At 49.5% G+C, this 24,105-nt stretch carries 15 protein-coding genes; 9 read left to right on the top strand and 6 right to left on the bottom strand.

The annotated features are described in order from the left end of the window. Nucleotides 1-8 precede the first annotated feature (8 nt). Nucleotides 9-1,280 (bottom strand): PQQ-binding-like beta-propeller repeat protein, encoded by a 1,272-nt coding sequence (locus Pan241w_RS22360; protein ID WP_145220126.1) that lies wholly within the window; start codon nucleotides 1,278-1,280, stop codon nucleotides 9-11. Nucleotides 1,281-1,471: 191 nt separating this feature from the next. Between Pan241w_RS22360 and Pan241w_RS22355 the strand changes: the two genes are divergently transcribed. Further along, the gene (locus Pan241w_RS22355) at nucleotides 1,472-3,139 is read left to right on the top strand and encodes an ABC1 kinase family protein (protein WP_232107237.1); all 1,668 of its coding nucleotides are present in this window, start codon (nucleotides 1,472-1,474) and stop codon (nucleotides 3,137-3,139) included. Between the two features lie 49 nt (nucleotides 3,140-3,188). Here Pan241w_RS22355 and Pan241w_RS22350 read toward each other — a convergent pair whose 3' ends face one another. Together Pan241w_RS22350 and Pan241w_RS22345 are read right to left on the bottom strand one after the other, a co-directional pair. Beyond that, nucleotides 3,189-6,944, bottom strand: a complete 3,756-nt coding sequence (locus tag Pan241w_RS22350) for a family 16 glycoside hydrolase (RefSeq protein ID WP_145220125.1) — start codon at nucleotides 6,942-6,944, stop codon at nucleotides 3,189-3,191. A gap of 205 nt (nucleotides 6,945-7,149) precedes the next feature. Further along, nucleotides 7,150-8,214 (bottom strand): protein arginine kinase, encoded by a 1,065-nt coding sequence (locus tag Pan241w_RS22345; protein ID WP_145220123.1) that lies wholly within the window; start codon nucleotides 8,212-8,214, stop codon nucleotides 7,150-7,152. Nucleotides 8,215-8,663: 449 nt separating this feature from the next. On the opposite strand from Pan241w_RS22345, the gene trpE reads away from it, so the two are divergent. The 4 genes from trpE (at nucleotide 8,664) to Pan241w_RS22325 (ending at nucleotide 13,327) form a co-directional block, all read left to right on the top strand. Beyond that, nucleotides 8,664-10,172, top strand: a complete 1,509-nt coding sequence (trpE, locus tag Pan241w_RS22340) for an anthranilate synthase component I (protein ID WP_145220121.1) — start codon at nucleotides 8,664-8,666, stop codon at nucleotides 10,170-10,172. A gap of 96 nt (nucleotides 10,173-10,268) precedes the next feature. Beyond that, the gene (locus Pan241w_RS22335) at nucleotides 10,269-11,951 is read left to right on the top strand and encodes an Nramp family divalent metal transporter (RefSeq protein ID WP_145220119.1); all 1,683 of its coding nucleotides are present in this window, start codon (nucleotides 10,269-10,271) and stop codon (nucleotides 11,949-11,951) included. A gap of 218 nt (nucleotides 11,952-12,169) precedes the next feature. Then, complete coding sequence (locus tag Pan241w_RS22330; protein WP_145220117.1) at nucleotides 12,170-12,517, top strand: histidine triad nucleotide-binding protein; 348 nt, start codon at nucleotides 12,170-12,172, stop codon at nucleotides 12,515-12,517. A gap of 117 nt (nucleotides 12,518-12,634) precedes the next feature. Next, nucleotides 12,635-13,327, top strand: coding sequence for a hypothetical protein (locus Pan241w_RS22325; RefSeq protein ID WP_145220115.1), 693 nt, complete (start codon nucleotides 12,635-12,637; stop codon nucleotides 13,325-13,327). Between the two features lie 38 nt (nucleotides 13,328-13,365). On the opposite strand, the gene Pan241w_RS22320 is transcribed toward Pan241w_RS22325, so the two are convergent. Then, nucleotides 13,366-13,653 carry a hypothetical protein gene (locus Pan241w_RS22320; protein ID WP_145220113.1) on the bottom strand — a complete coding sequence of 96 codons (288 nt, stop codon included), beginning with the start codon at nucleotides 13,651-13,653 and terminating at the stop codon, nucleotides 13,366-13,368. 411 nt (nucleotides 13,654-14,064) lie between these two features. Beyond that, the gene (locus tag Pan241w_RS22315; protein ID WP_145220111.1) at nucleotides 14,065-17,517 is read right to left on the bottom strand and encodes a pyruvate carboxylase; all 3,453 of its coding nucleotides are present in this window, start codon (nucleotides 17,515-17,517) and stop codon (nucleotides 14,065-14,067) included. A gap of 354 nt (nucleotides 17,518-17,871) precedes the next feature. On the opposite strand from Pan241w_RS22315, the gene Pan241w_RS22310 reads away from it, so the two are divergent. The 4 genes from Pan241w_RS22310 to Pan241w_RS22295 all read left to right on the top strand — a co-directional run bounded on the left by Pan241w_RS22310 (nucleotide 17,872) and on the right by Pan241w_RS22295 (nucleotide 22,609). Then, nucleotides 17,872-18,852, top strand: a complete 981-nt coding sequence (locus tag Pan241w_RS22310) for a class I SAM-dependent methyltransferase (protein ID WP_145220109.1) — start codon at nucleotides 17,872-17,874, stop codon at nucleotides 18,850-18,852. A gap of 451 nt (nucleotides 18,853-19,303) precedes the next feature. Continuing rightward, nucleotides 19,304-19,567 (top strand): hypothetical protein, encoded by a 264-nt coding sequence (locus tag Pan241w_RS22305; RefSeq protein ID WP_145220107.1) that lies wholly within the window; start codon nucleotides 19,304-19,306, stop codon nucleotides 19,565-19,567. 190 nt (nucleotides 19,568-19,757) lie between these two features. Then, on the top strand, nucleotides 19,758-21,092 hold the full coding sequence (locus Pan241w_RS22300) for an HNH endonuclease (RefSeq protein ID WP_145220106.1): 1,335 nt from the start codon (nucleotides 19,758-19,760) through the stop codon (nucleotides 21,090-21,092). Nucleotides 21,093-21,103: 11 nt separating this feature from the next. Then, nucleotides 21,104-22,609 (top strand): TerB family tellurite resistance protein, encoded by a 1,506-nt coding sequence (locus Pan241w_RS22295; protein WP_145220104.1) that lies wholly within the window; start codon nucleotides 21,104-21,106, stop codon nucleotides 22,607-22,609. A gap of 795 nt (nucleotides 22,610-23,404) precedes the next feature. Here Pan241w_RS22295 and cysC read toward each other — a convergent pair. After that, the gene (gene cysC / locus Pan241w_RS22290; protein WP_145220102.1) at nucleotides 23,405-24,019 is read right to left on the bottom strand and encodes an adenylyl-sulfate kinase; all 615 of its coding nucleotides are present in this window, start codon (nucleotides 24,017-24,019) and stop codon (nucleotides 23,405-23,407) included. Nucleotides 24,020-24,105: the final 86 nt, after the last annotated feature.

Raw genomic sequence — 24,105 nt, 5'->3', positions numbered from 1 at the left:
TTCAGACCTTACTTCAAAGGAGATTTCTCGGGTGTTACGGGGGCTGGATTTTCTGATTTCAACTGTAAACATTTCAGTGTCTTCTCGTCTCTGACAAATAGCAGCCCATTGGATAACGCAGGCAGAGCCCGGGTTGTTGAATTAAATATCTGGGCACGACCGAGTTCTTTATAGGTCTCTAATGAGGCTTCCGTCAGAACCAGTGTACCGTCCGTTTTCATGAGAATCAGTTTATTATCAGCTTCAATCAAGGTGGCATAGCCAAAGTTATGATGAGACCAGTTCACTTTCTGGGTTTGAGGATCAAAGCAAATCAGCCGTGAAGTCCCAATGTCTTGACGACCATCGATGCCGATTAATTTCCCCCCGTATTCAATGGGGGTTGTATATTGGCTGGACATGATCTGCTGGTTCCGCCAGACTTCGCTGGCGTTCGCACGCTCTATCTTGCCCCAGAAACCTCCCACTCCATAACTGGCTGTAGCAAATACATTATTTCCAATCACAACCGGGTCGGCACCATTGACCGTTGGCCCCCGTTTTCCAAACGGAAATTGAAACAGGATGTTCCCGTTCTCAGGATCAACGCCAACCAGATGCAGACGTGTGATAAAGATCGCGTAAAAACGCCCATGCAGGAACGCGGAAGTCGGAGAAGAATAACTGGCATCATCCTGCAGCGTTTGCCAGAGAGTAAATCCTTTGTCGAGCGAGAACGCGACAATCCCGGCATTTTTTCGTTTTCCACCCACATTCACCAGCAATTTGTCTTCCACGATAATCGGAGTGCTGCCCACGCCGAAATAACCCTGTCCGACCTGAAAATCCTTATGGGTATCGCGAGACCAGATCTTCTTGCCGGTCTCCAGATCCAGGCACTGCAGATTGCCGGCGATTCCGAATGTGTAAACGCGATTTTTGTGAATTAAGGGGACGGCGATCGGACCATCATTGGGATTAAAAGTCCCTTTGTAATTGACGGGGGTGGTCTGTTTCCAGAGTGGTTCCCCTGTTTGAGTATCGAGGGCTTCGACGGTTTCGAGATCGCCTACGCGATGAAATAAAATTGCCTTATTCTTGTATATCGAGAGGCCGGCATAGCCACTTCCGACACCACGCTGCCACTTGACGGGGGGACCCGATTCAGGCCAGGCGGAGTCGATTGATTCTTCTGCTGCATGCCCGTTGCGATAAGGACCTAAAATTTGCGGCCAGTCGCCCGCCTGGCATACGGAGGTCACACTGAGGATTATCATCAGGCAGTAATTGAAAAAACGCATATATCCGACTCCGCGTTCCAGGTGAATTGTGACAAGATTTCGTGGAATTCTATTTTAATAACATCGGGGCTTTGCTGCATAGGAACGTCTGTTATAGTCTGCTAAGATAAAAAGTAAAACCGAACAGATATATCAGACTGCGCTTACCGAAGAGGAAATTCGTGAGATCGCTTTCGATGCAGGAGAAACCCTTGGATTCAAACCCACTACGGTTATTGAGAAATCTACGGAGAAGCCGCGAGATTGTCACGGTTCTCGTGAATTACGGTTTTGACGACCTGGTTGATCAACTGGGACTCAGGCGGTATCTACGCTGGGGCCGCCGGCTGCTGTTCTGGAAGCGTTCTGAGCCCGAGGTCAAATTGACTCGCGCGAAACGGATTCGCCTTGCACTTGAAAGTCTGGGGGTGACGTTTATCAAGTTCGGTCAGGTTGTGAGTACACGCCCCGATCTTGTTCCCCGGGATGTAGTCAATGAATTAGAAAAACTGCAGGAACGCGTCCCATCCTTTCCCAGTGAAACGGCGATTGAAATAGTTGAACGAGAATTAGACGGTTCAATTGATTCTCTGTTTGCTGAGTTCGATCGAAAACCACTCGCCGCGGGTTCATTAGGGCAGGTGCATAAAGCCCGTCATCATGATGGCACCGAGCTGGTCGTGAAGATTAAACGCCCAGACATCGACCGGGTGATCGAACAGGACTTAAGCCTGATGTACGAACTGGCAACGATGATCGAACGCCATTTCCCTGATGCCGAAGTTTTTGATCCCGTCGGTCTGGTCAACCAGTTTTCCCGCACGATTCGAAGAGAGTTGCAGTTTACTCGAGAGGCCCGTTCCACCGACGAGTTCTATCGTTTATTTCAGGATGATGCGACGCTCTACGTCCCCAAGATTTACTGGGACATGACGCAAGGCGATATCATCACGATGGAATATATTGACGGCTATCGGATTGACGATGATGAACAATTAAAAAATCTGCCGATCAGTCCGCACGATGTCGCCGCCAACGGCGCACGCATCTTTATGAAAATGACGTTTGAATTTGGAATCTTTCACGCCGATCCTCATCCGGGAAATTTCCGTGTCTTGCCCGACGGTTCCTTATGCCTGATCGATTACGGCATGATCGGAGTACTCGAAGAAGAACGCCGCGACTTGCTGGTCGACTTATTGTTGAATGTTGCGAAAAAAGATACGGCCAAACTGGTAGATGTGGTTTTAAATATTGGGAAAGCAAAACGAGCCGTTGACCATCAGTTGTTACGTGCAGACCTGCGTGACTTTATCGGAAATTATTACGGCATCCCCTTGGATCAGATCAGCGTAGGCAAGATGCTGACCGATTTTATCAACATTTTGGCGATTCACCGCATTCGCTGCCCCGTCGATATCATGTTACTGATTCGGGCCTTAATTACGCTCGAAGGCGTGGCTGCCCGCATGGCACCGGATTTAAATATCGCACAGGAAATGGAACCTTACATTTATAAGATTTCCTCCGAGCGATATCATCCGCGTGCGATCGCCAATCGAATCTGGTCAGAAGCCTGTAGCCTGTCGAAGGTCATGCATGATCTGCCCGAGCAGGTCGGCCGCACGTTGGGCAAATTGAGTGACGATGAACTTCGAATTCATTTGGAGCACAAGGGAATCGATCATCTGACAACCGAAATGGACCGCTCAGGAAACCGCCTGGCGATTGGGATGGTCATGTCCTCGCTGATTCTGGCCTCGGCGATTACCATTTCCTCCGACACACGGCTCGTGTATGTCAGCATTCCGATTTTCATGATGTCGAGTCTATTGGGAATCTGGTTGATCTACGGCGTATTTCGCAGTGGGCGATTGTAAGGTACCTTTACCTTACAATCGCGCGACTGGATGTAAGATCTTCCGCTGTTTATTTTTTATAAACGCGCGATTTCGGATCGCCGCCTGAGAGCAGGTACGCCATCAAATCCCGAATTTCGTCGCCGTTCAATGCATTCAACATGTCTTTCGGCATTTGCGAGACGGAAGAAGGCAGGATTTCGTCAACCTGGTCAGCAGACAGTGTGATCGGCTTGGCTTTCGCATCAGCCGGGTAGATAATCACATTATCGCCATCTTTCGCGACCAGTCCCGTCAAAGAGCGTCCATCTTCGGTCAGCACCATTGATGACTGATATTGATCCGAAATGACTTTGCTCGGCTCAACGATCGACTCAAGAATGTAGCGGGCATCGAATTTATTCTTCACCGTAGTCAGGTCTGGCCCCACATCCCCGCCCAGTCCATCAAACCGGTGGCATGCGGCACAACGCATCGAATGGAACAGATTACGACCGTTCTCAAAACTGGCCGCTTTCAGTTTGCCACCAGATGTATATTGGCTGGCTTCAACAATCGACCAGGTCTTGCCGGGGCCCTTCGGTGGCGTAATTTCAAAGTCGGGAACTGGATTGAAATTCTCGCCGCTGATATCTGCTAACGCAGCACGATCAGCGTTACTCAGATAACCGAGAACTTCGTCTCGCAGGTTGCCGAGAAACTTGGCGTAGCTGTTACCGCCGGGGAACTTCGCGGCGGAGTTGATGAACTCAATATAAGTGCGGCGCTGGTCCATCGTCCAGCCTTTCCGCAGGTTGCGAAGCATGAACGCATAGTTGACTTCGTGCGAAGGCGGATGGTTCTTGAGCATCTCCAGCACACGACCGCCATAATTTTTATTGCGACCGGCCAGTTCCGTCCAGTCAGGCACTTCAGGCTCGCCACGATCCGCAATCAGATTTATGGCTTTCGAAATTACGTTGGGTGCTTCGAGGTAGACTAAGACGCGGACCAATTCAGTGTTGATGTTTTTACTCTTGTTTGGCAAATAAGGGTCGAGTACAGCAATGATCTGTTCGCGTTGCTCAGCCGTTGGTTTCCCAAGACGGATAAAGGTCAGGGAATACGCACGCAGGAGACCAAGGAACTGAGACTCGCTCAATTCAGACGGTTTCAGTTCGAGCAACGCAGCAATGAGAGCATCGCGGTGTGATTCATTTCCCATGCGAGCAAGAGCGACGGCACCGGAAATTCTGGCTTGAGGATTCTTTTCTGTAAAAACTTTCGCCGCCCATTGATCGACGGGTTGGGATTCAATCGCGACGCGTGCTGCATGGCGTAACCAGCGATCAGAGCTGGAAAGATGAGGCCAGGCGGCGCCGATTGCAGCGGCGTTTTGCTTGCCGTGAAACGCTTCCAGACTGCGACGCAGTTTTCGTGCGTCCCCACCGGCGATTTCACCTGTTACGGGTTTGGTCGATTCATTACCGGTATAGGTGATGCGGAACAGAGCTGATTTCGTTCCTCGACCACCGATGGTGAAATACAGGGCTCCGTCGTGTCCTATTATCGCGTCCGTTAAGGGAAGGGGAGAGCCGTAGCAGAATGCTTCCTGTTCGCCGCGGTAACCCGCGCCGTCAGGTGTCAGGTGGATGGCATAGATCGTGCCGAAGGTCCAGTCGAGTGCGAAAATCGCGTCCTGATATTTGGCAGGGAACTTCGCACCCTGCCCGCTGATCACACCGGTCGGACAACCGGGGCCAATATTCACGACAGCGGGAAGACTGTCTTCGTAGTATTCGGGCCATTTTCCGGAACCACTGCGCCAGCCATAGTCAGAACCACTGACAGCACAGTTAATTCTGGTCGGACGATACCAGGGTGTTCCCAGGTCCCATTCCATATCGGCATCATAGGTGAAGAGGTCGCCGAAACGGTTGAGGGCAATGTCGTACTGGTTGCGGTAACCCGTTGAAATAATTTCGTGTTGTTTTGTTTCGGGAGAGTATTTCGAAATCCAGCCCCCCGGTGCAAGACGGCCGCGTGCATGCCCGTTTGCATCCCATTCGCGCGGTAAGAGCAGGTCTTCGTCCCAGGTGGGAACGTGCAAACGAACAATGCTGTCTTTGGGGGGTAAGGCAGCATGGTTTCCGCCGATGACATAAAGATGCTTTCCATCCTCAGCCACAATTACGGCATGGTTTCCATGTTCGCCGCCACTGCGTTCGCTGGGGAGGACCTCGGCTTTGTCGAACTGATCATCCCCGTTTGTATCGGTCACTTTATAGAGGTTGCCGCCGTTCTTGTGAAAGTAGAGTGCATCGTTATGCCAGGTCATGCCTTGAGCGCCGGAAAGATTAAGCTGCAGTTTTTCGACTTCGACCTGTGGTTCCTCAGCACCTTCCGTAACAGTGATGCGATAAAGCCCTTTGTCGCCTTGATCGCTCGCCAGCAAGCGGCCTTGGCCGTCCGTTGTCAGTGAGACCCAACTCCCTTCTTCGTTCCCGGGGACTTCGTAGAGCAGCTCGACTTTGAAGTCTTTGGCAATGGTGATGTTCTCAGTGAGTTCCGCAATATCAACGCCGCCGCTCCGGGTGGTGATTCCCGGCTTTCCCCAGGGACCACTACCAAAGTCTCCCATTTTTTTCAGCTTCAGTTTCCAGGCAGAATCGTTGAAGCTAGCGAGTTGCCAGTCTTTGGTTTTTGAGTCGCTCAGTTTCCAGTCGGGAGTCGAAATGATTGACTGTTTTTTGCCGTCGGCAGTTTCGATTTCCAGTTTCAAGACAAACGCAGCCACACCGCCGTTGTTCTTGGCCTGGACCGCAATTTGATTTGTACCTGTTTGGATCAGTTTTTTGGCATCGCCCATCATCACCGGGTTACCCCAGTCGGTTGCCGTGCCGGCATCTTTGCCATTGATCCAGACGGTTGCCCGGTTATCACAGGTGAAATAGAGTTTCGCTGCTTTGACTGGACCTGCGACTTCGAATTTCTGGCGCAGGTAGATTGGATCATTGCCCGTCGAATTCTTCGTACGCCAGACCCAGACCGGAGCCGGCTTTTCTGAAACCCAGTCGAACCGGCTGCGTTTTTTGGATGTTGTTTTCTTGGGCGCGGGCGCCTTTTTTTTGTTCTCAACAGCTGCTTTCAGAACCGCAGCCGCTTCGTCGCTGGCTAACGGTCGGTATTGCAGATCTTTGAATTCCACCCGCATGGGAGGACCGGCGTGAAGTTGCAGGCCGAGAACGCCTTTGGAAAATGCTTCAGGATGATTATCGGTCAGGTCGATGGTGTTGACGCCATTGACTTGATGGACCATGCGATTTCCAACGGCGACGATGCGAATTTCGTTCCAGTCCCAGTCAGTGAGCTGTTGGTTTTTATCGCCAATCTCGGCAACGACCTTTGGCTTCCCCTTGGCGCCCGCTTCCACGCGTTGGAAACGTTGTGCGATAATCCCGCGGCCGGTTCGCTCACCATAGAGCATCCCGAAGTATTCTGGTTTCGGATGCAGGTCGGCCTGATAGCCTTTTAATGCAAAGTTGGCGGGGTCAACCAGCTCACTGCGATATTGAACGCCGGAGTTATTTCCTTTGAATCGGACGGTCGCCTTGAATTCAAAATCGCCGACATCCCCTCCTTGCCAGACCAGAAAGGTATTCGGCTTGGCCGGGTTTTCTTTCGTCGTTTCGCCAACAATAGCACCGTTTTGAACGGTCCAGAAACCTTCTTTTCCAGCCCAGCCGCTCAGGTCTTTCCCGTTGAACAGGTTCTGAAATTCCTGGGCGTTGACTGTGCTGATGGAAAATGCGAGGAGTGTAAGTAGAACGCAGACAGATTTTCGCATGGTGGTATCCCGGTTGATAAGGGCGAGTGATTTTTAATGGGAAATTAGGATCGAAATTAGTGAGGATCAGGGCGTATCTGGTGAACCAAAACGCATTAACATCTTAACATTGCCCGACAGCCTGTGTCGAGCATGTAATCAAATTCCGAGAGTGGGACCGGATGAATTTCCATCACAGCCCGAATTGCAGGCTACAACAACATGCTCAAGTAGAACTGCTGGCATCGCTGATTCGCTGGCGAAGATAATTCGCACGGGCGGCATTCCGCTCGCTGGATTCCAGTTCACCTCCCTGCAGTTTCTGCAAGTGAGCTGGTTGTGTGAAAATAAACATCTCATTCACGGCGGAAATCGGCAGGTCTTCAATCAGGCCCAGATTGACTCCCATCCGCACGCTCGAAAGCAGATGCATGGTTTCTTCTGAACTAATCGTCTGCGCGGTGCTTAAAATTCCATAAGCGCGTGAAACCTGATCGTGCAGCCCCTGGCGATTCTCTTTAATCAGCGAATTTCTGACGCGTCGCTCATAAGAAATAATATTCGGGACGACTTCCTTGATACTGTCGATCAACTGTTGTTCGGTTTGCCCCAGCGTGACCTGATTGGAAATCTGATAGAAGTCACCCATCGCCTGACTGCCTTCACCATACAGGCCGCGTACTGCCAGATTAATTTTCTGCAGTGCCTGGAAAACTTTCTGGATTTCTTTAGTGATGACCAGTGCCGGCAGATGCAGCATCACACTCACCCGGATGCCGGTTCCCACGTTCGTAGGGCAAGCAGTCAAGTAGCCAAATTCTTCACTGAATGCATAAGTCACCTGCTGTTCGAGTAGATCATCGATTTGATTGATCGTGTCCCAGCACTCATTCAGAGAAAACCCGCTACGAAGCACCTGCAGTCGGAGATGGTCTTCCTCGTTGACCATGATGCCGATATTTTCTTCGCTATCCAGACCAACACCTCGTGGACCGGTTCGTTCGGCGTGTTCGCGACTGATCAGCTGTCGTTCCACAATGAACTGCCGATCCAGGTTGCTCAGCTTATTGACATCGAGATAGGAGAGTTTTTCTTCCATGGGAAGCGACGTTATGATCGGGCGCATCAACTGCTCGATCTCGCCCAGAGTCGATTCTGTACAGCGATTAATAAAGGGGAACTGTGCGAGGTTTCTGGCCAGTCGAATTCGGCTGGACATCACAATATCCGAGTCCGGACCGATTCCTCTCAGCCATTCACCACTTGTGCGAGTGAACGCGTCCAAATTCACCCTTGTTCTCCTTAAAATAACGAAATTCGATCAAATCGACAGGTCTGAAACAGTGTCTCTTGCTTGTATTGTAACTCGCGTGACTTTCATCCCCAAACGGTGTAGACTCAGGGAACAAATACCATACTCATTCGGCCGTGGAAAACAAAGTCTAATGCAGTTTGTTCTCATTGAAAGCTCTGTAAGATCAAACCTACTCTGACATTTTATGCGATGGATGCCAGTAATACCATTCCTCTCGTGTGAATCGACATTTTAAATACCTGAAACCTGACTCAGATGCCCTCTATTTTTAATTGTCGGCAGGAAATCGTCTTTTTGGAGATTTTTGAGAACTGTTCCTGCTCGCAACTTGTCTCCGGAATGGGAAACGTTCATAAGAGAAACCGCGACAGCGATTAGAAAACGGGATGCTTGTTCATCCATAGACAGTGCAATTAAGAGTATTCATGAAATACGTTCCAGATTTTGAAACATTTAAAGGGCTCTCCAAAGAGTCCAACCTGGTTCCCGTGTATCGGCAATTAACCGGGGATACGCTGACTCCCGTCAGTGCATATCAACTATTGGAAAAGGGCCCTTATTCTTTTCTGTTCGAGAGTGTGGTCGGTGGAGAACAGATCAGCCGCTACAGCTTTCTGGGAGCCAATCCGTTTTTGACAGTCGATGCCTACGAGCAACGCATGGTCATTCAGCAAGACGGTAAGACGCAAGAACGAACGGCCGACGATCCCCTGGCAGAATTGGAGTCGATTCTCAATCAATATCAGGCAGCTGAGCTGCCCGGGCTCCCCCGTTTTTGTGGTGGTGCCGTCGGCTATGCCGGCTACGATGTTGTACGCTACTCGGAAAATTTGCCGAATGCGCCCGAGAATGACCGCAAACTACCCGATCTCTCTTTTGCGCTATACGATCATATGGTTGTCTTCGACCAGATTAACAAAACCGTGCTGGTCGTCGCGCATGCTCATCTCCAACCTGGTATGAGCGAAGCAGAATTACAAGCCGCGTATCAGGCAGCCTGTCAGCGAATCGATCAAACCTGTGAACGTTTTCAATCCGGCGATGCAACCGTTTTAAAGATGGCAGACATCAGCGTCGATGCACATGCCGAGCCTGATTTAGAATGGACGTCGAACTTTACGCAGCCCAAATTTGAAGCAGCCGTTGAAGCCTGTAAAGAATATATTGTGGCCGGCGATATTTTCCAGGTGGTCTTGAGCCAGCGACTCAAACTGGAAACGGCAGCGACGCCGCTCGACATTTATCGCAGCCTGCGTGTGGTGAATCCCAGTCCGTTCATGTTTCTGCTCAAAACTCCCGAAGTCGATCTGGTTGGTAGCTCTCCGGAAATTATGGTCCGCGTGGAAGATCGTTTCACGACGATCAGGCCGCTGGCAGGCACACGCAAACGAGGGAAAACCGAAGCAGAAGACAAACGACTGGCAGAAGAACTACTGGCCGATCCCAAAGAGCGGGCCGAACACGTCATGCTGATCGATCTGGCAAGAAACGATGTCGGACGCGTGTGTGAATTCGGTTCTGTTGAACTCTCTGATGTGATGGTTGTTGAACGCTATTCTCATGTGATGCACATTACTTCGAATGTGACAGGCATGCTCACGGAAGATCGTTCGGCCCTTGATGCTTTGAGAGCAGGGCTGCCTGCCGGAACCGTCTCCGGGGCACCGAAAGTGCGGGCGATGGAAATCATTGATGAATTTGAACCACACCGACGTGGTCCCTATGCAGGAGCCGTCGGATATCTCGATTTTACCGGGAATATGGATACGTGTATTGCACTACGAACACTGGTGATGCAGGGATCGACGGCCTATGTCCAGGCCGGCGCCGGGATCGTTGCTGACAGTGTTCCTGAAACGGAATATTATGAAACATTGAACAAGGCAAAGGGGTTGCTCAAAGCGATTGAAGTTGCTGAAAAACAACTCAAATAATTAAGACGAGAGTTCATACCGTTTGAATTCTTACGGCTCTGAGTAGTGTTTCGACATGACCCCATCTGTCGAAATCTAAGGTGAAGCAGGAGTACGATGGAATCTCAACACGAGAAAAGCGCGCTCGATCCATCCAATGGTTCCGAGGTAAATGAAACGATTGATGCTCCGACCGACTGGTGGGGGATTACAAAACGCTTAGGCCCGGGGTTGATTATTGCCGGGAGCATCGTCGGCTCAGGCGAATTAATCGCCACCACCAAAACCGGTGCCCAGGCCGGGATCGCCCTGTTATGGCTGATTATTGTCGGCTGTCTGATTAAGGTCTTCGTTCAGATTGAACTCGGACGCTATTCCATCTCGCGCGGCGAGACCACGCTGGCCGCGTTGAACCATGTTCCCGGCCCTCGTCTGGGATTCTTACGCACTTCCAATAAGGCCCCCAACTGGATTCTCTGGTTCTGGCTGATTATGAGCCTGTGTACCATCGGGCAGCTGGGAGGCATCGTAGGCGGTGTCGGGCAGGCGCTGGCGTTGACGCTGCCGATTCAGGGAGATTACATCAAAGCGATTCAGGTTCCTTCAGAAAAGGAATTTGTCAAGTATCTTGAAATCGAAGAAGCATTGAAGAATGAAAAAGATTCAATGGCGGCACTCACTCCTGCCGAGCGTGAACGCTATCTGCGGGGGCATGCCAAACTCAAAGAACGAATCGAACGGCTGCAGGCAGAAGGTCAGCTCATTCTCCAGAAAATTCGCGACGATGAAAAACTGGAAGACGAGAACGGGGTATCACTGATCGAACCGCAAACCTGGGACGACAAGATCTGGGCGGGTGTGATTGCGATCTTAACCGCCTTTCTGTTGTATTACGGCCGCTATAATCTGATTGAGCATTTATCAACCGTCCTGGTCGTTTCGTTTACCTTCATCACCATCGGCAATGTCATCTCGCTGCAGACGTCCGAAGTCTGGACCATTTCTACCGAAGAAATTATTCGCGGTCTCTCATTTGGAGTTCCGGAAGCCACCGGCGGTATGAACCCTCTGCTGACGGCACTGGCAGCATTCGGGATTATCGGTGTGGGGGCAACGGAATTGATCGCGTATCCCTACTGGTGTCTGGAAAAGGGCTACGCTCGTTTTACCGGCAAACATTCGGAAGATAATAGCTGGGCGATCCGCGCCAAAGGCTGGATGCGCGTGATGAAAATCGACGCGTTTGCTTCGATGTGTATCTACACGTTCGCTACGCTCGCCTTTTATCTGATGGGAGTCGCCGTGCTGCATAAGGAAGGCTTAGACCCTGACGGCATGCGGATGGTCAGCACGCTGGCAGAAGCCTATGTTCCCGTCTTCGGAACTTACGCCAAATGGCTGTTCCTGGTCGGCGCGATCGCCGTACTCTATTCCACATTCCTGGTTGCGAACGCTGCGAACGCCCGTATCTTTTCAGACGGCCTGCGATTCTTTGGAGTGGTCGATGAAAGCAAACCCAACGCCGTTCAAAACTGGATCAAAGTCATGTCACTGATTCTGCCTCTGCTTTGTCTGGCGGTCTTTCTGACCGGCGCCAATCCCGTCAGGCTGGTTTTGATCGCCGGTACGATGCAGGCGATTATGCTGCCGATGCTGGGGATCGCTGCCATCTATCTGCGTTATACCAAAATCGACAAACGCCTGACGCCGGGACGACTGTGGGATCTGCTCCTGTTTCTGTCCTGTCTGGGACTGCTGTTAGCAGGTGGCTTTGGGGTGTATAAGCAACTGTTTTCCTGAGTGAAATCACTGAAGTCAGATGATCGAAAAATGTCGCTCCCGGACCGTCGGGAAGTTCTGCTGGTTGATGTCAATCAAACGCGAGTTCGATATAATAAAACAGGTCCAAGGCCGCTCCAACGGGAGTTGACTATGGAGTGTCTTGGACTGTGTTTTCGCAGTGTTTTCTTTGGGAATTTCAAATTGGCGGCGAATATATCAGAAAGGGTGTAGGTTAAATGGCAGGTGAGAAATCAATTTTCAAGAAAATTATTGATCGCGAAATCCCGGCTGAAATTGTCTACGAAGATGAGTTGTGTCTGGCGTTCAAGGATGTCAATCCACAGGCGCCCATTCACGTGCTGGTGATTCCCAAGCAGGAAATTCAATCAATGGCACACCTGGAAAAAGAAGATCAGGAACTGGCCGGGCATCTGGTGTTGACAGTGGGAAAAATTGCAGAAATGTTGGGGCTGGATAATGGGTACAGAATGATCGTTAATACCGGCACAGAAGGGGGACAGACCGTTGATCATTTGCACCTGCATCTGTTAGGCGGGCGTTCCATGCAATGGCCCCCCGGTTAACAGGAATCTTTCGTGTTATGAACGGGCCCGTTTCAAAATCTCATTGCCAACACTCTCACCCTCAATCATAATAGAATAAACGACAACCAAAGGTTCGAATCAGCAGGGGAATGTATTGTGTTCAAATATAGAAATAACCGGGGAATTCAGAGTCTGATTGTCGGGGCTTTGTTCGTCGCAGGCATCGTCGTGCAACCCGTCAACGCACAAACCTCTGGCAAAAAAGTGAATACGAAGCAACTCAATATTCAGGCCGATAAACTGCGCGATAGTTTTATCAGGCAGTCTGCTGACATCGCTAAAAAATATTCCGATGCCGGTGACTATGAGAAATCACGCGAGATGCTGGAATCAATTCTCAGTATCAAAAAAGATGTTCCCGGCGTGAAAGCGATGATCAAGCAGCTCAACGAAAAATTGATGACGTCGAATTCCGCTGACTTCGAAATTGATGCCAGCCGCAACTGGAGCACTCCCGCCGGCTTCGTCGCGAAAGGGAAAATGGTTCGCATTCAGTCAACAGGAGCCTACGACTTTGTGACTGACATCAAAACCAGTGTCAAAGGGCTCCCTGATTCCACGCCGATGAAAGAACTGGCGGCAGGAATTCCTGCAGGAGCTCTGATGGGCATTGTGATTTCCCAGGAAAAGGGAAAACGAAAGCTCGGAAAACCGTTCACGATTGGTGAGAAAGCCGAGTATGTACCCAAAGATGACGGCATACTCATGATCGGTTTGAACTTGCCAGCCGGTCATCGCTCAACGGGCAAAATTAAAGTCCGCATCAGCGGTTATATCAGACGAAATTAGCGGCGAGATCAACTGGACCGCAAATTGAGATTTGAAGCTTACTGTTTCTTTTGACGTGCCGTAATTTCCGCACGGATTTCTCGTTGAAGCAAGTCCGTCATCTGGCTGCGTTCCTGCAAGAGAGGAGCAGTCTGTGCGATCACCCGTCGCATGTCCTCGATAATGCCGTTCTCCAACTCCTCTGTTGTAATCCCGTCACAGGCATTCACGCAGGCAACAACACGGCGAACAAGCTCCTGGTTCTCAGGGGTATCTTCTCCTAGAATCTCTCCCTCGCTTGAGATTACAAAATGTGGAGGTTGGATCGTTTCACGCTCTCCAGTCATTCGCCGAGTGCTCCAAATAGTTCAAAGAACCGAATCAAAATACTTCTGTTCTTTTGTTCTGATTAAGAAGTGAGTCTGTACCTGAATAAGACGGGTAAAGATTACCTGTTAACTAATCTATCGGCGCTGATTTGATCCCGTGTTGAATTTCTCTCGTCTTTGATGACAAAATGGATCTTGTTTTTGCAGTATCAAATCGGATTGGAGCAACCTTGGTGCGGCTAGGCAAAATAGGATGAGTACTGTTTGGGGCGATTCAAAATTATACTGTTGAAGTGTGACTCAAAACGAGCAAAATTACCTACACATTTATGAGGTATTCACCTGTAGTAAAATCCTGCACTGCAACATGGTATGGGGAAGTTTCCCTATACATCATGCACGTTTTGATCAACACAACAGAGTCCAAAACTACTCCAGCACGATCAGCAGATCGCCCGATTCCACCTGCGTGCCCGGTTCTGCAACGATCTCTTTCACCACGCCATCCTGTTCTGAAATCACACTCGTCTGCATCTTCATCGCTTCCAGCATCAGCAGTTGATCGCCGGCTTTGACTTTGCTTCCGACTTTCACTGTCAGCGAAACGATCACACCCGGCATCACAGCGCCAATTTGTTTGGGATCACCCGAGTCCGCGCGACGTCGCGAATCACCTTGCGGCTTCAACGATTTATCCACAATGATGACTTCGCGTGGCTGACCATTCAGTTCAAAGAACACGGTACGACAACCATCGGTTTGTGGTTTTCCGACCGCCAGGAATTTTATGATCAACGTCTTACCCGGTGCAATATCGACTGCGACTTCTTCTTCCGGCTCCAGTCCGTTGAAGAACGCATACGTCGGCAGGCCACTCGTATCGTAGTATGCTTTTTGATGCTTGGTAAAATCTTCGTAGACCTTCGGGTACAGCAGGTAAGTCACCACATCCTGATCCGTCGGCGTGCGGTGGATCATTTTCTCAACCACTTTGGCTGCGTCTTCAAAATCGGCCGGGGGAAGAATACTTCCCGGGCGTTCGGTTAACGGCGCTTCGCCACGCAAGATTTTCTTCTGCACGTCTTCCGGGAACCCGCCCGGCGTCTGTCCCATGCGTCCGCTTATCAGATCCAGCACCGATTCCGGAAACGCCAGATCCCGATCGGAAGTCATCACTTCGTCGCAACTGATATCATTGGCAACCAGGAACAGCGCCATGTCACCCACGGCTTTTGAAGTCGGCGTGACTTTCACGATATCACCCAGCAGCTGATTCACTTCCGCATACACATGACAAACTTCTGACCAGCGATCACCCAGTCCCAGCGACTGCGCCTGCTGCAGCAGGTTCGTATATTGACCGCCGGGCATTTGATGCTCGTACAGATTCGCACCTGCTGGTAAAACAGGGCTTTCAAACGCGGTATAGTAATTCCGTACCGCACGCCAGTATTCGGAAATCTCGTCCAGATGTTCCACTGCAATCGTCGGCTGATGTTCCGTGAAACGCTGTGCTTCAATTACGGTTGTCAGGTTCGGCTGTGACGTTCCGCCCGACATCGAAGGCACTGCACCATCGGCAATATCCAGACCGACTTCCGCTGCTTTGGCGATCGAGGCCGCCTGGCCGCCGCTCGTATCATGCGTGTGGAAGTGAATCGGAATGCCGATTTCCTGCTTCAGCGTTTTCACCAGCAGCTCAGCAGCATAAGGCTTGCAGAGTCCCGCCATATCTTTAATGGCCAGAATGTGTGCGCCCATATTTTCGAGCTCTTTGGCCATGTTGACGTAATACTTCAGATCGTATTTCGTCTTGGATGGATCGAGAATATCGCCCGTGTAACAGATACTGGCTTCGCAGATCGCACCGCTCTTCTGCACTTCTTCCATCGCCACTTTCATGTTCGGCACCCAGTTGAGTGCATCGAACACGCGGAACACATCGATGCCCGCATCGGCGGCTTCTTTCACGAAGGCACGCACGACATTATCCGGGTAGTTGGTATAACCGACGGCACTCGAAGCTCGAATCAACATCTGGAACAGAATGTTCGGCACGCGGGTTCGCATTTCGGCCAGACGCTGCCACGGAGATTCTTTTAAGAACCGCATCGATGTATCGAACGTCGCACCGCCCCACATTTCCAGTGAGAATAACTGCGGGCAATTGTGGGCATAAACTTCCGCAATCTGCAGCATGTCATGTGTACGGAAACGAGTGGCATACAAAGACTGATGCGCGTCGCGGAACGACGTATCCGTCAGCAGCAGTTCTTTCTGATCCAGAATCCATTTGCCGAATTTCTCCGCACCCAATTCCAGCAGCTTCTGTCGCATTCCATCGGGGGGCGATAGCTCTTTCTTGTTGTATTCGGGAACCGGTGCCGGTGTCCGTCTGACTGCTTTCGGACGATCTTTCACCATCGCATTCCCGTTGACGATCGTCTCTGCCAGATACGTCAGCAGCTTGGTTGCCCGGTCATGCCGCTTCGGAAACTTAAACAGCTCCGGCGTATCATCAATGAACCGCGTATAACATTCGCCGTTCAGAAACGTCGGATGCGTGATCAGTTTCAGCACGAACGGAATGTTCGTCTTCACGCCGCGAATTCGAAACTCCTGCAAGCAGCGCTCCGTCCGGGCTGCTGCATCTTTAAAGGTCCGTGCCCACGTGGTGACTTTCACCAGCAGCGAATCGTAATACGGGAAAACCATCGCACCGGAGAACGCCGTCCCTGCATCCAGACGCACGCCCATTCCGCTCGCAGACCGGTAGTGCGCCACGCGACCATAGTCGGGCATGAAGTTGTTCGTCGGATCTTCCGTCGTGACCCGGCACTGCAGTGCGAATCCGTGTGTTTGGATTTCTTCCTGCGAGTTGATCTGGATTCCCGGATCATTCAGCTTGGCGCCCTGTGCCAGCAGGATTTGAGACTTTACAATGTCTACCCCGGTGACTTGTTCGGTCACCGTATGCTCAACCTGAATTCGCGGATTGACTTCGATGAAGTAAAACTGGTTCGTATCGGCGTCCAGCAGAAACTCCACGGTTCCCGCCAGTTCGTAGTTCACGCTCCGACCAATTTTCAAAGCGGCTTCACAGAGTGCTTCGCGAACCGCAGGATCGAGGTTCGGAGCCGGTGCGATTTCCACGACCTTCTGGTGGCGGCGCTGCACCGAACAGTCGCGTTCGTAAAGATGCACCAGCCCGCCATGCTTGTCGCCCAGTAACTGGACTTCAATGTGCCGGGCACGCGAGATAAATTTCTCGACGAACACATCCGTGCTGCCAAACGCCGATAGAGATTCGCTGCGAGCCAGCTCGTAAGCCTGGTCGAAATCTTCTTCTTTCAGAACCACCCGCATCCCGCGACCACCGCCGCCGTGCGCTGCTTTCAGAATAATCGGAAAACCGATGTCGATCGCCGTCTGCCGACCCGAGGCAACATCGGTAATCGCTTCGCCACTTCCCCCCAGCACGGGAACGCCGACCTTGTCCGCAATTTTCCGAGCCGAGATTTTGTCTCCCAGCGCTTTTAGTGTTTCCACCCGGGGACCAACAAAAATAATCCCGGCGTCTTCACACGCCTGTGCGAACTCGGCATTTTCGGAGAGAAATCCGTAACCCGGGTGAATCGCATCAATCTTTTTCTGTTTCGCCAGCGTGATGATCGCATCAATATCGAGATACGATTTCACCGGATGCCCCGGCTTGCCAATCTGATACGCTTCGTCGGCTTTTGTGCGGTGCAGGGCATAGCGGTCTTCATGGGTATAGATCCCGACCGTGCGAATTCCCAATTCATGCGTACTTCGAAAAATACGAATGGCAATTTCACTACGATTGGCGACGAGCAGCTTCTTGATTTTACCCTCAGACATAAATCTTCCTAACTCTTTGTATACATTAAGTTTGATGGCTTGATTGATGTTCAATTCTGACTGGCATTCCGAATGGGCCAACGGTCACTAGAGTACATGCCCGAGCCCGGAAACACAATCCTACGACACCCTTTACGGCGATTCTCACTCTGGGCCAAAATACATCCATCCTATTCCGAATAATCTCACTAAACCCGCCTGGGAAATAGCCTTGGAATGATTCATCTTGACCTGTTTTCCCTCTCCGATTAGTGTTCACGACGTTCTGATCCCAGCGACTCCTGCCGATTCGGTGGTTTGAGTCGGGAGCAGCAAAAATATCATAGGCATCTGGCTTAAAAAACGGTGAATGAAATGGCAGAAAAAAAGTGCGATCTCTGTGCGGGAACCGAGTTTGAACAAATTGGCAATCGGGATCGGCACGGAAACCCCCTGGAATCGGTAATCTGCAAAACCTGCGGCCTCGTCGCCCACGGGCAGATCCCGACCGACGAAGAACTCGCCCGTTATTATGCCACCGAATACCGCCAGAGCTATCACGGCGAGATGACTCCCTCGGATCGTCGTGTGATGCGTGCCTGGAAAAACGGCGAACGCATTTTCAGTCAGCTGCAGTCTCACATTGAACCCGACGCCAAAGTTTTCGAAGTCGGAGCCGGCATCGGCTGTACCGTCAAAGTTTTCGAATTGAACGGCCACTCTGCCAGCGGCATCGAACCGGGGGAAGGCTTTCAAACCTACTCGCAACAAAAACTGCTGACCAACGTCGTGCGTGGCGATCTGTTCGAACAGCCCCGCGACCACAGCCGCGAGCTGGTGCTGCTCATCCATGTGATCGAGCACTTCAACTCGCCGCGTCGCGCACTGGAATACATTCGCAGCATGCTGGCCGACGACGGACAGTTCTACGTCGAATGCCCGAACATCGCGGCTCCCTTCGCCCGTCGCAGCAAAATGTTCCATTACGCTCACATTCATAATTTCACTCCCTCCAGTCTCAAAATGCTGGCCGAGAGTTGTGGCTTTAAACTCGAGCAGCAGTTCGGCTGCAGCGAAGATCCGAATCTGCAGATGCTGTTTTCCTGTAGTGAGGCTTCAGCTCCGAACATCGACGCCTCCAACTACGAGAACACCATGCAGGTGATCAACGGAGCGACGCCGCTGCGTTATCATTTGCGTCCGTATTACTTCTCGTCTCGAGTTGCTAAAGTCACCAGCTATCTGAAAGAGCACCTCACCGCCAAACAGTTCGTCGCGAACGTAGTTCAGGAATGTCAGCAGTTCGCAGTTGAGCAGCAGCACGAACAACCGGCTGAACAGCGCGCCGCAGCCTGACCGGCGTTGTCGCACCAACGAGCCCGAGGCCGGCGATTCATTTTGCGAGTTATTCGCAATTGGTCCCTGTTTTGTAGTGGATAAAGGCCTCTTGACAGCAACGCGCCGATGCGAAAGATGCGGAGATAACGTCGCGCGCGCGAGCAAACAGGATTTGCACCGGTAAACACGTCGCAGCCTGTCGAAATTCGCACTATAAAAGTCCCTGTGTAGAGCCACATTTCTTAAAACTCGCTGCGACTGCTTCGCAGTGTTCCCTATCGCATCGTTCCACTTCGTGAGTCTTCGCAAGGCTTCATTGAGAATCATTGTGTGATCATGGTCTATCACAAGCGTTCTTTTTTTCGCCTCCCCATTGACACCCGCGCGCCCTTCCCCAAGATGCAACCCGTGGGCAACCCGTTTCCAGAAGCAAACGAAACAGAAAGGCAAAAGATTGATGAACGATTTCATGTCAAAACCCCGTTTTCAAATTCCCAGTCTGAGAGAGCTCAAACAAGCGCGGCTGCTCAAGCTATTGAACGACAATCAGCAATTCACGCCTGAAACCGTCGCCCTGATTCATGCCGAACATCGACGCCGTGTATTGAAAAAAAAACAGCACCGCGCCGAAGCATACGTCTTCTACCGCAACATCCTCAGAGATCCAAACGCAACCGTGCAAGAACAACTAACCGCCCGCGAACGCCTCGACAAACTACTGGGCCTGGACTAGGAATAAGATACGAATCGGCACGGGAGGGGCAAGATGAACTGAAAGCAGGAAGGTGAATCTGACTCAGCAGAAAAACGGTAGGAAAAATATAACGTCCTGGATCTGTCAGAGTCCCACTGCTTGCATGTAACTATACATAAAGATAGACTGAATAAGGGTTTTATATGGTCTTATGTGAGTTGCAGGAAACATGAAAGAATTAACTAATCCTCAAAAGAATACGCAAGTTGGTGCGTCACATATTCAGAAGATTCTTTACGTTGCCTTAAGTGAATCTAAAAATCTAGCATCAGAACCGGATGACTCTCTAAAAAGACTCTTAGAGAAATTTACTTTTTCTAAAGAGAGTTATACACAAGCTGCTTCGGCAATCTACCGTGAAATTTACTATCGATGTACGAAAGACCTTGAGATCACTCCCAAGGAGTCCACTCTTCTTGAGCATGTTGTCCGCTTGCTGGATTTGGATGATGAATTGATCGTTAAGCTTGATTACGAAATCGGCTTGATGATTTACAAAAGAGTTTTTCGTGAGGCAGTCTCAGATGGAGAACTCACCGAAGACGAACAGAAACTGCTTGAGAAAACATCTCGTTTCTTTGACCTCAAAAAAAGAGATATTAATAAAGCTATCTCCAAACAGGCGCTTTCCTACTATTCATTTCTCTTAGCCAATTCTTTGAATGATGATCTTCTCACTCAGGATGAAATGACCAAACTGGCAATTGTGGCCAACCGCTTTGGACTAACCCAAAAAGATTTAAAAAAACTTTCAGTCCCAAATAAAAAAGAAGTTTTAGCCACTGCCTTAGGTGCGATTAAAGCCCGTGGGGAAATTTGTGAGGGAGATGAAGAACATATCAGAGCTCTGACCAAATTTCTCAACGCTCAAGATCTGTTGAAAGCCTGCTTAATGGATCTTGAGTTATATTCCCGAATATTTGAAATCCGAAAAGGGAATCTACCGACTCTCGAATCGAACGGCTTAATTCTACAGCCCGGTGAAAAACTGCATTATGCGCTCTCAATTACTTATCAACATCGAGTCGGAAACAAACTGAAGAAATTAGATGGAACGTTATATGTCGGTAGCATCCGACTGCGTTTTATTGGATTACATAAATCGCATGAAGTGAAATACAAGAATATTTTCGATATCAAATTTCAATATCAGCGAACACCAAAACTGTCACTATCTGTATCATCAGGTAAAGGTGGTGGGGACTACCGTTTGCAAGGAAAAGTTGACCCTGGTGTTTTATTCGAATTGCAGGAAGCAGTTATGTTTCTGATTCGTAAATCAAGAGGTTTGGAAAAGAAAAGTTCTCAAGATACTCGTTACATTCCAGATGAAATACGAAGTGAAGTATGGTATCGGGATGGCGGACGATGCGTCATTTGTAATGCAGATGATTACCTTGAGTTTGATCACATTATCCCCCTATCGAAAGGTGGATCGACCTCAACCGAGAATCTCCAAATCTTGTGCAGGAAGTGTAATTCTGAAAAAAGTGACTTCATTTAATAAAGTCAGCAATGAGCAAATCCACCCACTCAAATAATACATTCTTCTCTTTCTTAGACCATTTCAGTTTTGTCGAAGATGATTCAAGTTCGTACGAAATCGGAATCACCGATGAAGGGTTTTCGTATCTTGACCTCTCATCTGAAAAAAAAGTCAAAGCAATCTCTTTCGCAGAAAAGCAAAAACGTGAAACAAGTGCAGCACTTGATGGGTCAAAACGAGCTCGCGGGCAATCCAATATCAGTAAAATTGAGATGGTAGAACACGATGAGGTCTGCTTTGATACTGACTTGATAGCAATTCTCAAAGACATAGAAAAACGGAAGCAAAATATAGCGTTTATGCCTTGGGCAATCGGACTTGTTTCGTTCTTGTATTTTCTCTGGTTTCTGATTCCTTTTTTTGCAACCTTTCCTGTCGTGTTGATGATCTTCACTGGATTATTTCTGATTCCAGGAAGTATTTTCATTTTAGTCAACGTCGCAAAATTAGATCATTCAAGACGACACGTAAATTTTTCATATCGTATAGAGGGAAAAGGGGAAACCGCTTTTAATAATATCAATGAATCTATTTCGTTGCTCAATCAGTGTGGAGCGGTTTTACTCTACAAAGGTCGACGTCACTTTGAGGATTCCCGTTATTCTGGAGGTGCAAAGACACAACCTGAATTCGCCGGTGTTACATTTTCATTAAGTTCTCCCCCTTTGTTGGATTTGGATTTTAAAGTATGGCATATGCATGCATTTCAAAAAGACTTTTATTTTATGCCTGATCATATACTGGTATTTCAAGGAGCACGGGCGGGAGGGATCAGTTATGCAAATTTAGCGTTTTCAACGGACTCGGAAATCCTTCAAGAAAGGGGCTTGGTGTCAAAAACACGTGATTCGAATATAGTCGGTCAAACATGGCGGTTTGTAAACAAAGATGGTTCTCCTGACAAACGCTTCAACAATAATGTTAAAATTCCGGAAATGAAATATGGAATTCTAAAACTCGAAGGTTCTGGAATAGATTTATCTCTATATGCTAGTAATCAGATAACATCTGATAATGTTCCAGTCAGTTTTTCCAGCATGCAACAACTAGCTCAAAAACCAGTCAGAAAAATTGCAGAGGAGCGTCGAGCTCAAGCAATAGAGAGGCGTAAAAAGAGAGCCGAACAGAAATTCCAAACGATTCTTAATACACTCTGTTGTATGATGTTAGCAGACCGTAATGCTTCTGTAGAGGAACGTCAGAAAATAACTGATCTCATGAAACGAATCAAAGCACCGTGGGATGATTCAGAGATTGATCAGCGGATGCGTGAGTTTGTAATACGTGCGAGAAATTCTAGCTATGATCAAGTTTTGAATGAAACTTGTGAGGAATTACAAAAAATAACCGATCCTCGACAGCAAGATGCAATTAAGAAATGTCTAGATAAAGTTGCTAATGCTGATGGAAAGATCGATAAACAGGAACGTGAAGTTCGAAACCGATTTCATTCAATTCTTAAAGCTGAACTTTGATTTCTATTTTTGGTGGCTGCACTATTCAACAGTGAAAAGGAAAACGCTCCGATAGTAGAAAAAGCAGTGGTCGACACATGGATCGACCCCTACGCTGATTTGATCGTTCCGTTGTTATGGGGTCGTTCGTGTTCTCTGCAACCTCCTGTTGCCTGCGGCAATCTCGAATTTCATTCGAGACTACCCCGTTAGATTATGTTCGTGTGCGTTCGTGTTTTTTGTGGTAGTAAAAACGAATTGGGTCAGGATAGTATCCGGTCTAAATACTTGCCAACAGTGATTGGGAAAACGTACATCTCACTTATTTAACACCCCCCAAATGGGTAAGCCCGAATGTAATTCGGGCCGAGCGCAGCGAGCAGGAGGTTTTGGGGTCAGCGTCGGCTTGTCACAATCTTACATAAGCAGAGTATTCCGTCGTTTACGAAGGCACCGTCGGGCAAGCCGAGCGGTGGCACACGGGAGGAGGGAGGTTGTGTGATGACTTCCGAAACATTTTGCCGGTTCCTTTGCATGCGTGATACAAAATCGAACCTCGCCAGGCGGGTTGGCACATAGACCAACCCCTACGCTGATTTGATCGTTCCGTTGTTACGGGTTCGCTTGCGTTCTCTGACAATTTCCTGTTGCCTGCGGCAATCTCGAATTGCATTTGGGATCACCCGGTCAGATCATTTTCGTGTGTGTTCGTGCTTTTCGTGGTCGTAAAAAACAATCACAGGCAAACGAAAAAACCTCAGGAAGCTTGTCACTTCCTGAGGTTTGAATTTTCGCACGGTTTTTTGCCGGCACGCATTACGCGTAGGTCAGGTATCCATTGGATTCGAGGTAGGCGACGACTTCGTCGGCCAGATCGTCGATGCCTTTGCCATCGGAATCCAGAACCAGTTCTGCTTTTTCCGGTTCTTCGTAAGGAGCGTCGATTCCGGTGAACCCTTTGATCTCACCAGCGCGGGCTTTTTTGTAGAGCCCTTTGGGATCGCGTTCTTCGCAGGTTTCCAGAGAAGCTTTGACGTAGACTTCAATGAACTCGCCATCGCCCAGAATTTCGCGAACCTGATCGCGGTCTTCACGGTAAGGGGAAATGAAGGCAGTCATCACCAGGATGCCGGCGTCGTTGTACAATTTGGAAACTTCACCGATGCGGCGGATGTTTTCAGTACGATCTTCAGGAGAGAAGCCCAGGTTTTTGTTGAGGCCCATACGGATGTTGTCGCCGTCCAGAACGAACGTGTGTTTTCCCATTTCAAACAGCTTGTGATCGACGGTGTTGGCGATCGTGCTCTTGCCCGATCCGCTCAGACCGGTGAACCAAAGTACGGCTCCCTTGTGTCCGTTCTGCTTGCAGCGTTGTTCTTTGGAGACATGGTGATCATGCCAGGTGACGTTGGTGGCTTTTTGCTCGGCCATCGAGGACTTTCTCCTTACTCATAAAAAAATATCTGTGGAAACAACTTGTATATTCAGATTCCTGCAGTGAAAAATGGGCCGGAATC

The organism is Gimesia alba (assembly GCF_007744675.1).
GTDB lineage: Bacteria > Planctomycetota > Planctomycetia > Planctomycetales > Planctomycetaceae > Gimesia > Gimesia alba.
Note: the sequence above shows the minus strand (reverse complement) of the source record. Positions and strands in the feature narration are given on the sequence as shown.

What these genes read in the sequence shown, in the direction of transcription:
- Pan241w_RS22360 (WP_145220126.1), bottom strand. Translation starts at nt 1,280, where the DNA reads ATGCGTTTTTTCAATTACTGCCTGATGATAATCCTCAGTGTGACCTCC.
- Pan241w_RS22300 (WP_145220106.1), top strand. Translation starts at nt 19,758, where the DNA reads ATGAAAGAATTAACTAATCCTCAAAAGAATACGCAAGTTGGTGCGTCA.
- Pan241w_RS22350 (WP_145220125.1), bottom strand. Translation starts at nt 6,944, where the DNA reads ATGCGAAAATCTGTCTGCGTTCTACTTACACTCCTCGCATTTTCCATC.
- Pan241w_RS22310 (WP_145220109.1), top strand. Translation starts at nt 17,872, where the DNA reads ATGGCAGAAAAAAAGTGCGATCTCTGTGCGGGAACCGAGTTTGAACAA.
- trpE (WP_145220121.1), top strand. Translation starts at nt 8,664, where the DNA reads ATGAAATACGTTCCAGATTTTGAAACATTTAAAGGGCTCTCCAAAGAG.
- Pan241w_RS22335 (WP_145220119.1), top strand. Translation starts at nt 10,269, where the DNA reads ATGGAATCTCAACACGAGAAAAGCGCGCTCGATCCATCCAATGGTTCC.
- Pan241w_RS22295 (WP_145220104.1), top strand. Translation starts at nt 21,104, where the DNA reads ATGAGCAAATCCACCCACTCAAATAATACATTCTTCTCTTTCTTAGAC.
- Pan241w_RS22320 (WP_145220113.1), bottom strand. Translation starts at nt 13,653, where the DNA reads ATGACTGGAGAGCGTGAAACGATCCAACCTCCACATTTTGTAATCTCA.
- Pan241w_RS22315 (WP_145220111.1), bottom strand. Translation starts at nt 17,517, where the DNA reads ATGTCTGAGGGTAAAATCAAGAAGCTGCTCGTCGCCAATCGTAGTGAA.
- Pan241w_RS22305 (WP_145220107.1), top strand. Translation starts at nt 19,304, where the DNA reads ATGTCAAAACCCCGTTTTCAAATTCCCAGTCTGAGAGAGCTCAAACAA.
- Pan241w_RS22330 (WP_145220117.1), top strand. Translation starts at nt 12,170, where the DNA reads ATGGCAGGTGAGAAATCAATTTTCAAGAAAATTATTGATCGCGAAATC.
- cysC (WP_145220102.1), bottom strand. Translation starts at nt 24,019, where the DNA reads ATGGCCGAGCAAAAAGCCACCAACGTCACCTGGCATGATCACCATGTC.